The sequence below is a fragment of the Mammaliicoccus sp. F-M27 genome, assembly GCF_022387115.1.
Taxonomy (GTDB): Bacteria; Bacillota; Bacilli; order Staphylococcales; family Staphylococcaceae; genus Mammaliicoccus; species Mammaliicoccus vitulinus.
This window is the reverse complement of the sequence record NZ_JAJNIE010000025.1, coordinates 1-10,509: the sequence shown is the minus strand read 5'-3', so window position 1 is coordinate 10,509 and position 10,509 is coordinate 1. Positions and strand designations below refer to the sequence as shown.

General features: G+C 32.0%; 11 protein-coding genes and 2 pseudogenes. 12 read left to right on the top strand and 1 reads right to left on the bottom strand.

What is annotated here, in order from left to right; all coding sequences use genetic code 11:
- Positions 1-213 precede the first annotated feature (213 nt).
- The 9 genes from LQ598_RS13455 (at position 214) to LQ598_RS13415 (ending at position 7,431) form a co-directional block, all read left to right on the top strand.
- Positions 214-1,578, top strand: a complete 1,365-nt coding sequence (locus LQ598_RS13455) for an HTH domain-containing protein (protein ID WP_239745703.1) — start codon at positions 214-216, stop codon at positions 1,576-1,578.
- Between the two features lie 14 nt (positions 1,579-1,592).
- Complete coding sequence (locus LQ598_RS13450) at positions 1,593-1,820, top strand: hypothetical protein (protein WP_239745702.1); 228 nt, start codon at positions 1,593-1,595, stop codon at positions 1,818-1,820.
- Positions 1,821-1,950: 130 nt separating this feature from the next.
- On the top strand, positions 1,951-2,475 hold the full coding sequence (locus LQ598_RS13445) for a GNAT family N-acetyltransferase (RefSeq protein WP_239745701.1): 525 nt from the start codon (positions 1,951-1,953) through the stop codon (positions 2,473-2,475).
- A gap of 221 nt (positions 2,476-2,696) precedes the next feature.
- The gene (locus tag LQ598_RS13440; protein ID WP_239745700.1) at positions 2,697-3,062 is read left to right on the top strand and encodes a VOC family protein; all 366 of its coding nucleotides are present in this window, start codon (positions 2,697-2,699) and stop codon (positions 3,060-3,062) included.
- Between the two features lie 194 nt (positions 3,063-3,256).
- Positions 3,257-3,826, top strand: a complete 570-nt coding sequence (locus LQ598_RS13435; protein WP_239745699.1) for a tyrosine-type recombinase/integrase — start codon at positions 3,257-3,259, stop codon at positions 3,824-3,826.
- A gap of 343 nt (positions 3,827-4,169) precedes the next feature.
- A complete protein-coding gene (locus LQ598_RS13430) occupies positions 4,170-4,547 on the top strand; it encodes a DUF536 domain-containing protein (protein ID WP_239745698.1) in 378 nt (125 codons plus the stop codon).
- A 576-nt stretch (positions 4,548-5,123) separates the two neighbouring features.
- Positions 5,124-5,210: a tetracycline resistance determinant leader peptide gene (locus LQ598_RS13425; protein WP_011058339.1), complete on the top strand. Its 87-nt coding sequence runs from the start codon at positions 5,124-5,126 to the stop codon at positions 5,208-5,210.
- A gap of 15 nt (positions 5,211-5,225) precedes the next feature.
- A complete protein-coding gene (gene tet(M), locus LQ598_RS13420; protein ID WP_239745697.1) occupies positions 5,226-7,145 on the top strand; it encodes a tetracycline resistance ribosomal protection protein Tet(M) in 1,920 nt (639 codons plus the stop codon).
- 118 nt (positions 7,146-7,263) lie between these two features.
- A complete protein-coding gene (locus tag LQ598_RS13415) occupies positions 7,264-7,431 on the top strand; it encodes a cysteine-rich KTR domain-containing protein (RefSeq protein ID WP_000336323.1) in 168 nt (55 codons plus the stop codon).
- Between the two features lie 59 nt (positions 7,432-7,490).
- Here the strand turns inward: LQ598_RS13415 and LQ598_RS13410 are convergent.
- Positions 7,491-7,631, bottom strand: a pseudogene (locus LQ598_RS13410) (XRE family transcriptional regulator); the annotation flags it as partial.
- Between LQ598_RS13410 and LQ598_RS13405 the strand changes: the two are divergent.
- The 3 genes and pseudogenes from LQ598_RS13405 to mobV form a co-directional block, all read left to right on the top strand.
- Positions 7,567-8,085 (top strand): annotated as a pseudogene (locus tag LQ598_RS13405) (replication initiation factor domain-containing protein); the annotation flags it as partial. The pseudogenes LQ598_RS13410 and LQ598_RS13405 overlap by 65 nt on opposite strands.
- 7 nt (positions 8,086-8,092) lie before the next feature.
- Complete coding sequence (gene str, locus LQ598_RS13400) at positions 8,093-8,941, top strand: streptomycin adenylyltransferase Str (RefSeq protein WP_010711054.1); 849 nt, start codon at positions 8,093-8,095, stop codon at positions 8,939-8,941.
- A gap of 206 nt (positions 8,942-9,147) precedes the next feature.
- Positions 9,148-10,374 carry a MobV family relaxase gene (gene mobV, locus LQ598_RS13395; protein ID WP_239745695.1) on the top strand — a complete coding sequence of 409 codons (1,227 nt, stop codon included), beginning with the start codon at positions 9,148-9,150 and terminating at the stop codon, positions 10,372-10,374.
- Positions 10,375-10,509: the final 135 nt, after the last annotated feature.

The following is a 10,509-nucleotide window of genomic DNA, read 5'->3' as shown; positions in this document are numbered from 1 at the left end:
GTATACATAGTTTACTGCGTATACATAGTTTACTGCGTATACAATATAAAAGCGTTCAATTACCTATTGATAATCTAAGTCCCCCTACCAATCTTTAGGGTATGGTTTTAAAAGAGTGATTTATGTGATATACTAAAAGTGTTCAATTATCTATTGATAATCTAAGTCCCCCTAGTAGTCTTTAGGGGTATTGTTTTAAAAGGGGTGATTTATATGAGTAATAATATAAAGAATAAGAAGAAGAATTATAGGGAAGTAGAAGAGCTATTAGCTTTTCATTACCAAGAAATAGAAGGGGAAGAATTTTATAAATATATATTTCCTAATAATCAAGATGAAGGAGAAATGTCGGGAGATTATTCTAAACCTAATGCTATTTATTTATATAAGGATCCTAAAGATGAAGGTACAGAAAGAAAGTTAAGAAGAAGAATAATGCTTAATGATACCTGGAAAGAAGATTATAAAGATTATGTAGAGAATAATCCTATGACTTTATGTTCAGGCTTAGCTTATAGAGGTCGTGTAAATCGGTTAGAGTATGCTCAACAGATGAATGCTTTGGTTTTTGACCTTGATGCAGTAGGTAAAAATGAATTAACGAATTTATTTTCAAGAATAGGTAAAAAACCAGGGCTTAGAACGCTTCCTCAGCCGACTTTTATTGTAATGAGTGGTACAGGTCTCCATATTTACTATGTATTTAAAGAACCTATTGTTTTATATCCAAATATTAAGCTTCAAATGAAGCAGTTAAAGTATGATTTAACCTTTAAAATGTGGGAGTATAAGGCAACTTCTCAAGAAAAACAGATACAGTATCAGTCAATCAATCAAGGTTTTAGAATGGTTGGTTCTAGAAATGATAAATATGACTTACCAGTAAAGGCTTTTAAAACTGGAGAGAGAGTTACTTTAGATTATATTAATTCTTATGCAGATGAAGAAAAAAATAGAGTAGATATAAATAAGCGATTTAGACCAACTCAATATAGTTTAGAAGAAGCAGAAGAGAAGTTTCCTGAGTGGTATGAGAGAGTAATTGTTCAAGGAGATAAGAGAGCTAAAAGATGGGATATAAAGAGAGATCTTTATGATTGGTGGTTAAGACAGTCTTATAAAGTTAAAGGTGGACATCGTTATTTTTATTTAATGTGTATGGCAATTTATGCTGTAAAGTGTAATATTCCAAAAAGTGAAGTTCGAGAAGATATGTATAAAATTTTTGATGAATTAAAGGAAATAGAACATTCTAATCCTTTAGAAGAAGATGATATTAAATCAGCTTTAGAAACCTATGACAGACAATATTATAATTTTACGATTGATGATATTGTAAAGTTAACTGATATTTCGATTGAAAAAAATAAAAGAAATTATAGAAAACAAGATCAACATTTAAAACTTGCAAGAGGACAATTAGAATTACTTAAAGAGATGGGAGAAGTAGAAGTAGGTAGACCTTCAAAAGAGAGTCTTGTTAGGGAATATTTAGAAGATAATCCTGATCATTCTCCAACTGAAATAGCTAGAGCTTTAAATATTAGTAGAACTACAGTATATAAATATATTAAATAAAGGAGGTTTTTAAAATGAGAAAATACATATCAAAAGGTAAAAAGAAAAATAAAGAGGAATGGGTAGACGGAAAATACGATAAGAAACCTAATCGTTCAGGTAAAACGGTTCGTAAGGAAAACCTTCCTGATTGGGCAAAAAAGGACTATGTTCAACCGAAGGAAACCATGCTTTCTAAAGAAATACAGGACGAAATGAAAGAAAGACTAGCTCGAATACACGCGAAAAGAGAGGAAAATTAATACCTGGTAACCTTCCCATTCAAGCATAATCGTGTATTTCAAGGGGAACACAAAAAAGAACCTTAATCTAATAAGGTTCTTCATACACGATTTTATCCAAATTCATGTATTAATGAGAAAGGAAAACAGTATGAATATAATCAGACTTTCTAGTTCAATAAAAAAAGAACAGCAAGAACTAAATAATATTTTTGAAGAAGCCAGGCCTTATTTTAATCAGGTAGAGGGTAGAGACCCTTTACCGCCTTTGATAGATATCCAAACAATAATTCCAAGTATTCCAAAAGAGTTAACAAAATGCTTGAGCATTTATTATTTGGATCAATTAATTGGCTATCTGTGGGTATGGGAAGAGTCAAAAACTAATATCTATATTTTACACCTGTATATTAGGGAAAAACATAGAAAGCTCGGTTTAGGAAAATTAGCTATTCAAACATTAGATAAACAATATTTGGATAAAGGTTTTTTAACGTCTGAATTACTAGTTTCTGGTTCAAATTATTTGGGTTTGAAATTTTGGCTTTCTGTAGGATTTAATAAACTTTTATATGTAGAAGCTCCTGAAGAAAATGGACCAACGAGCTCTGTTGAAATAGAGCTCCAAAAGGATTTGAAGATACATAATTTAAAATATCAAAAAATGAAAAAATAACCTTATTATCTAAAGATTCTAGATACATTATTCTATGTAATTTCATGTATTTATAAAGCAGAAACTGAGTTTGTCACATTAAGAATTTAGACAAACTGAGAAATAATAGCTAATTATATTAAATTAATGATTCCAAAGTTAGGGTATAATTAATAAATAAACTAGTTTAGCTAAAAAAGATTCAAGTTATCTCAGACCCAAAAAAGAAAGAAGGAGATTTTATGTCAAAGTCAAATATGAATAGTGTATTTGCAGTTTTGCAAGTCAACGACCAAGAAAAAGCTCTCGAGTGGTACAAAAAGTTACTAGGACGTGATGCGGATTTTGTTCCGATGGAAGGTGTAGCTGAATGGCAGATTTCAGAGAATGGGTGGATACAGGTAACCGTTGATACCACTAATCCAGACCGAATAGGTAAAGCAACTGTTATTATTAGTGTAAATAATATCGAAATGCAAAGTAACTTGTGTGATAAGAATGATATAGAACATAGCGAAGTTATTGAATATCCAGAAATTATTAAGATGTTCGAAGTAATAGATCCAGACGGTAATAAAATAGCATTTGTTGAAGATATTTCAAAATAGAAAGTATAGAAAGATTGTTTTTATGAGTTTGTCAAAATGCTAAGTATGACAAACTCAACAAAAGAACCAAAATGCTTTTACAGCAAGGCGCAAGCAGCTTTTTCGCTTGCGCCTTTTTTTATGCCAACATTTCAGTTTGTCTTAGTGTTTGGTATACTAATCTTATGTAAAATCGAGAGAAAAGAGGAAAGCAGATGATTAGTGTCGATCCGATTCGCGATGAACAGAAAATTCAAACGATGAAAAGTTATCTAAAAGGGAAAAGCTTACGCGATCATGCCTTATTTGTGGTCGGAATAAATGTTGCTTTACGCATTACCGATTTACTAGCGTTAGCATGGCGCGATGTTGTCGATGAAAACGGAAAGTTTAAAGAAATTCGGCTTTTAGAAGGAAAAACCAAGAAAGAACGCCGAATTCAGCTCAATAAGCCCAGTCAACGGGCACTAGAAGAACTTCTAGGGAGCTTAGACGGCTATTCCATGGACGACTACCTCTTTCAGTCGCGAGAAGGAGCCCAGAAGCCCCTCTCTCGGCAGCAAGCCTTGAATATTTTGAAAAATGCAGCGATAGCTGTCGGCATTAAAGATAATGTCGGTACACATAGCCTAAGAAAAACTTGGGGCTATCACGCATGGAAAAAAGGTTTTAATCCAGCAATTATTATGGAAACATTAAATCACAGTAATTTAACGGTCACTAAACGCTATTTAGGCATACAGCAAGACGATATTAATGATCTTTATGGAAGTCTAAAACTTTAATATTAGAAATTATATGAGGTGAAAAGATGTTAGAACATGTAAAACAGAGACAAGCTGCAAAAAGTTTTTCTAAAACGTGGAAAGGACGAGGGTATGAAAAAGGAGAAAGTAGTCATGGAGGCTTATGAATTTGATTGGCGTACTATGACAGAGTCTGAATGTGTGGCTGAACTTATGAAAAAATATCAAAAATTAAATGAAGACTAATGAATGACACTGCTATATGTATACTTTAATTGTAGTTGTGAAATTTTTTTCATAAATAGTTTCTATCAAGATATCAGTGTGATATCTTGTAGATAGCACGGCGATATCACTAATTATTACTAGGATGGTGGGATGTTTGACAGGAAATCGTGTACAAATAATCATAAGAACCACTGATACTGAGAGAGATCAGGTTAAGAAATTGGCACAAGAAAAAGATGTTTCAATGAATCAATTTATTCTTGATGCTATCTTTGATAGCACATCTGATAGCAGTGATAGCAAAAGTGATATCAAGATGATTGAGATTTTAGAAGGACAATTAGCTAAAAAAGATGAACAAATTGAACAGATGCAAAAGTTACTCGATCAGCAGCAACAATTAACTTTACAAACCAATCAGCAAATACAACACCTCCAACTAGAAGAAACCAAAGAAACTGAAAAGAAATTAGAAGCTTTTGAGGAAAAAGAAGCGAAAAAAGGCTTCTTTAGCCGTTGGTTTAATTCTTGAAATAAAAAACTCGCCCCCTGACGTTAGTCGAAGGGGGCTTTTTTATGCACTGTTGTCTTTCACGCGCCGAGCCAACGAGGCCGCATGAAGATCAACCAAACTTTTGGAGCGAACACGGACAACGTCCAGCGAAAAGAAGGTTGATCGGCTGACCAATCAGCCGACGCACTTCACGCTTTTACAAGTGGACGGTTTCCCACTTGTCTCGGCTGTAAGCCGAACGCTTTTAGCCTCGCAGAGCACACACCTTACGAAGGTAAGGTATAGTGTGTTATACTTTACTTGGAAGATGCACCGAATAACAAATATTGGTACATTATTACAGCTATTTTGTAATCACGTACTCTCTTTGATAAAAAATTGGAGATTCCTTTACAAATATGCTCTTACGTGCTATTATTTAAGTGACTATTTAAAAGGAGTTAATAAATATGCGGCAAGGTATTCTTAAATAAACTGTCAATTTGATAGCGGGAACAAATAATTAGATGTCCTTTTTTAGGAGGGCTTAGTTTTTTGTACCCAGTTTAAGAATACCTTTATCATGTGATTCTAAAGTATCCAGAGAATATCTGTATGCTTTGTATACCTATGGTTATGCATAAAAATCCCAGTGATAAAAGTATTTATCACTGGGATTTTTATGCCCTTTTGGGTTTTTGAATGGAGGAAAATCACATGAAAATTATTAATATTGGAGTTTTAGCTCATGTTGATGCAGGAAAAACTACCTTAACAGAAAGCTTATTATATAACAGTGGAGCGATTACAGAATTAGGAATCGTGGACAAAGGTACAACGAGGACGGATAATACGCTTTTAGAACGTCAGAGAGGAATTACAATTCAGACAGGAATAACCTCTTTTCAGTGGGAAAATACGAAGGTGAACATCATAGACACGCCAGGACATATGGATTTCTTAGCAGAAGTATATCGTTCATTATCAGTTTTAGATGGGGCAATTCTACTGATTTCTGCAAAAGATGGCGTACAAGCACAAACTCGTATATTATTTCATGCACTTAGGAAAATGGGGATTCCCACAATCTTTTTTATCAATAAGATTGACCAAAATGGAATTGATTTATCAACGGTTTATCAGGATATTAAAGAGAAACTTTCTGCCGAAATTGTAATCAAACAGAAGGTAGAACTGTATCCTAATATGTGTGTGACGAACTTTACCGAATCTGAACAATGGGATACGGTAATAGAGGGAAACGATGACCTTTTAGAGAAATATATGTCCGGTAAATCATTAGAAGCATTGGAACTCGAACAAGAGGAAAGCATAAGATTTCAGAATTGTTCTCTGTTCCCTCTTTATCATGGAAGTGCAAAAAGTAATATAGGGATTGATAACCTTATAGAAGTTATTACTAATAAATTTTATTCATCAACACATCGAGGTCCGTCTGAACTTTGCGGAAATGTTTTCAAAATTGAATATACAAAAAAAAGACAACGTCTTGCATATATACGCCTTTATAGTGGAGTACTACATTTACGAGATTCGGTTAGAGTATCAGAAAAAGAAAAAATAAAAGTTACAGAAATGTATACTTCAATAAATGGTGAATTATGTAAGATTGATAGAGCTTATTCTGGAGAAATTGTTATTTTGCAAAATGAGTTTTTGAAGTTAAATAGTGTTCTTGGAGATACAAAACTATTGCCACAGAGAAAAAAGATTGAAAATCCGCACCCTCTACTACAAACAACTGTTGAACCGAGTAAACCTGAACAGAGAGAAATGTTGCTTGATGCCCTTTTGGAAATCTCAGATAGTGATCCGCTTCTACGATATTACGTGGATTCTACGACACATGAAATTATACTTTCTTTCTTAGGGAAAGTACAAATGGAAGTGATTAGTGCACTGTTGCAAGAAAAGTATCATGTGGAGATAGAACTAAAAGAGCCTACAGTCATTTATATGGAGAGACCGTTAAAAAATGCAGAATATACCATTCACATCGAAGTGCCGCCAAATCCTTTCTGGGCTTCCATTGGTTTATCTGTATCACCGCTTCCGTTGGGAAGTGGAATGCAGTATGAGAGCTCGGTTTCTCTTGGATACTTAAATCAATCATTTCAAAATGCAGTTATGGAAGGGATACGCTATGGTTGCGAACAAGGATTATATGGTTGGAATGTGACGGATTGTAAAATCTGTTTTAAGTACGGTTTATACTATAGCCCTGTTAGTACTCCAGCAGATTTTCGGATGCTTACTCCTATTGTACTGGAGCAAGCCTTTAGAAAAGCTGGAACAGAATTGTTAGAGCCATATCTTAGTTTTAAAGTTTATGCACCACAGGAATATCTTTCACGGGCATATAACGATGCTCCCAAATATTGTGCAAATATCGTAAATACTCAACTGAAAAATAATGAGGTCATTATTATTGGAGAAATTCCTGCTCGATGTATTCAAGATTATCGCAATGATTTAACTTTTTTTACAAATGGGCTTAGTGTTTGTTTAGCAGAGCTAAAAGGATATCAGGTTACCACTGGCGAACCTGTTTGCCAGCCCCGTCGTCCAAATAGTCGGATAGATAAAGTACGATATATGTTCAATAAAATAACTTAGTGTATTTTATGTTGTTATATAAATATGGTTTCTTGTTAAATAAGATGAAATATTTTTTAATAAAGATTTGAATTAAAGTGTAAAGGAGGAGATAGTTATTATAAACTACAAGTGGATATTGTGTCCTGTATGTGGAAATAAAACACGATTAAAGATAAGGGAAGATACTGAATTAAAAAAATTCCCCCTCTATTGTCCGAAATGCAGACAAGAAAATTTAATTGAAATAAAGCAGTTCAAAGTAACTGTGATTACAGAGCCAGACGCAAAGACGCAGAGCCGATAAAATGAGATTAATACAATCTCATTTTATCGGCTCTTTCCGTTATGTATGGATTCTTTTAATTAGTCTTCGATGTTTCTTGCTTCGTTGATACCGCTGGCTAAAGATTCCATTAAGGATAGTTCTTTGTCTGTAAAGCTATCCATGTATTTCTCTATCTGTAATCGTCGGGTGCTTTTTACCAAGTTATTAGCAGGTAAGAAAACTATTTTTTACGGTCGCAATGGTAAACCAGAAACAAAGTATTTTGGTGTGAGAGATAGCAATAGATTTATTAGAATTTACAATAAAAAGCAAGAACGTAAAGACAATGCAGATGTTGAAGTTATGTCTGAACACTTATGGCGTGTAGAAATTGAACTTAAAAGAGATATGGTGGATTATTGGAATGATTGTTTTAATGATTTACATATCTTGAAACCAGATTGGACTTCGCCAGAAAAATTAAATGAACAAGCAATGGTTTACATGTTAATTCATGAAGAAGGCAAATGGGGAGAATTGAATAAGAGAACTAAATATAAATATAAAAAAATAATCAAAGAAATATCTCCAATTGATTTAACTGAAATAATGAAATTGACTTTACGAGAAAACGAAAAACAATTGCAAAAGCAGATTGATTTTTGGCAGCGTGAATTTAGATTTTGGGAGTGAAAAAACAATGAGGACTGAAAAAGAAATTTTAAATTTAGTTTCTGAATTTGCTTATCAACGAAGCAATGTAAAAATTATTGCTCTCGAGGGTTCAAGAACTAATGAAAATATAAAAAAAGATAAGTTTCAAGATTATGATTTTGCTTTTTTCGTATCAGATATTGAGTGTTTCACACATGAAGAAAGTTGGTTAAGTTTATTTGGAGAATTATTGTTTATACAGAAACCAGAAGATATGGAATTATTCCCACCTGATTTAGATTATGGTTACAGTTATATAATGTATTTTAAAGATGGCATAAAAATGGATATTACATTAATTAATTTAAAAGATTTAAATCGTTATTTTAGTGATTCTGATGGTCTTGTAAAAATTTTAGTTGATAAAGATAATTTAGTAATTCAAGAAATTGTTCCAGATGACTCAAATTATTGGTTAAAAAAACCAACAGAACGAGAATTTTATGATTGCTGTAATGAGTTTTGGAGTGTCTCAACGTATGTAGCAAAGGGTGTTTTTAGAAGAGAAATATTATTTGCTTTAGATCATTTCAATAATATTTTACGTCCTGAATTATTAAGAATGATTTCTTGGTATATTGGCTTTAATAGGGGTTTTGATTTTAGTTTAGGAAAGAATTATAAGTTTATAAACAAATATTTAACTGATAAAGAATTCAATATGTTTTTAGCTACTTTTGAGATGAATGGATATAGAAAGACATACCAATCTTTTAAGCTTTGTTGTGAATTATTTAAATATTATTCAAATAAAGTAAGTTGTTTAGGAAATTATAACTATCCAAATTACGAAAAAAATATTGAGAATTTTATTCGTAATAATTATGAGAATTAATTTTATTAGCAACCACATTTTTGGTTGCTTGGGTTTAGGTTTTGAATTTATGGGCTGACTTGTTCAGTCCATTTTTTGTGCTTGCACAAAAACTAGCCTCGCAGAGCACACGCATTAATGACTTATGAAACGTAGTAAATAAGTATAGTGGGTTATACTTTACTTGGAAGGTGTGTCCGTACAAAGCAAGAAAGGGGTTGTTTTTTATGTCAATGATTGTTGCTAGAATGCAAAAAATGAAAGCTGAAAATTTAGTAGGAATTGGAAACCATAATCAAAGAAAAACAAAAAATCATTCAAATCCTGATATCGATACTTCTCTTTCAAAACTGAATTATGATTTAGTAGATCGTACTCAAAATTATAAAACTGATATTGAAAATTTTATTAATGAAAATAAATCAACGACAAGGGCAGTTAGAAAAGATGCAGTTTTAGTTAATGAATGGATTATTTCAAGTGATAAAGATTTTTTTGATAATCTAACTGAAAGTGAAATAGAGAATTTTTTTGAAAGGTCAAAAGATTATTTTGCTGAAAAATTTGGAGAGAAAAATATTCGATATGCAACTGTTCATTTAGATGAAAGCACTCCACATATGCATATGGGTATTGTTCCCTTTGATAAAGATAATAAATTAAGTGCTAAGAGAGTTTTTAATCGACAAGCTCTTCGTGATGTTCAAGAAGAATTGCCTAAGTACTTACAAGATTTTCAATTTGAAATTGAAAGAGGACAAAAAGGATCTGAAAGAAAAAATTTAACTGTTCCAGAATTTAAAAAAATAAAAGAAGAAGAAAGAGAAATAAAAAAAGAATTACAAATAAAAAAAGATGAATTAATGGCCTATACAAAAGAAAATAAAATTGATAAAGAAATTGATATAACACCAATAAAAGAAATGGAAGATGTGGAGATTGAAACTGATGAGAAATCTCTATTTGGAATAACTAAAACTAAAACAGTTAGACAATGGACTGGCAACATAGTTTTATCTGAAAAAGACTATTTAAAATTAAGGCAAGAAGTCAATAAAGGAAAACAAGCAGAAGGAAAATTAGAAGCTATTTTAGAAACTGATGTTTACCAGGAAAACAAAGAGCTAAAAAATGAATTAAAAGATCAGATAGATAAAAATGATAAAGATATTGATGATTATAATGATCTTGTTAAAAGATATAATAATTTATATGAAGAAAACACTTCTTTAAAGAGCCAGATTGGCGATTTAAAAGAAGAAATTAAGTTAATATACCAATCTACTAAAAGATTCTTAAAAGACCGTATAAGCGATTTTAAAGCCTTTAAAGAAGTATTTAAAGAGTTAGCTGACAACATATCTAATATCTCAAGAGAAAAGGGATTAGATAGTAGTTTCAAGAAAGAATTTGATAGAGAAAACAAGAAAAAGCAAACTAGAGGAATAAGGTGATAAACTATGTATACTCTGTAAACGGTGTATACATAGTTTACTGCGTATACATAGTTTACTGCGTATACATAGTTTACTGCGTATACAATATAAAAGCGTTCAATTACCTATTGATAATCTAAGTCCCCCTACCAA

Coding starts and splice junctions, on each gene's coding strand:
- LQ598_RS13440 (WP_239745700.1), top strand. CDS start 2,697: ATGTCAAAGTCAAATATGAATAGTGTATTTGCAGTTTTGCAAGTCAAC.
- LQ598_RS13425 (WP_011058339.1), top strand. CDS start 5,124: ATGCTTTGTATACCTATGGTTATGCATAAAAATCCCAGTGATAAAAGT.
- str (WP_010711054.1), top strand. CDS start 8,093: ATGAGGACTGAAAAAGAAATTTTAAATTTAGTTTCTGAATTTGCTTAT.
- LQ598_RS13455 (WP_239745703.1), top strand. CDS start 214: ATGAGTAATAATATAAAGAATAAGAAGAAGAATTATAGGGAAGTAGAA.
- LQ598_RS13450 (WP_239745702.1), top strand. CDS start 1,593: ATGAGAAAATACATATCAAAAGGTAAAAAGAAAAATAAAGAGGAATGG.
- mobV (WP_239745695.1), top strand. CDS start 9,148: ATGTCAATGATTGTTGCTAGAATGCAAAAAATGAAAGCTGAAAATTTA.
- LQ598_RS13445 (WP_239745701.1), top strand. CDS start 1,951: ATGAATATAATCAGACTTTCTAGTTCAATAAAAAAAGAACAGCAAGAA.
- LQ598_RS13435 (WP_239745699.1), top strand. CDS start 3,257: ATGATTAGTGTCGATCCGATTCGCGATGAACAGAAAATTCAAACGATG.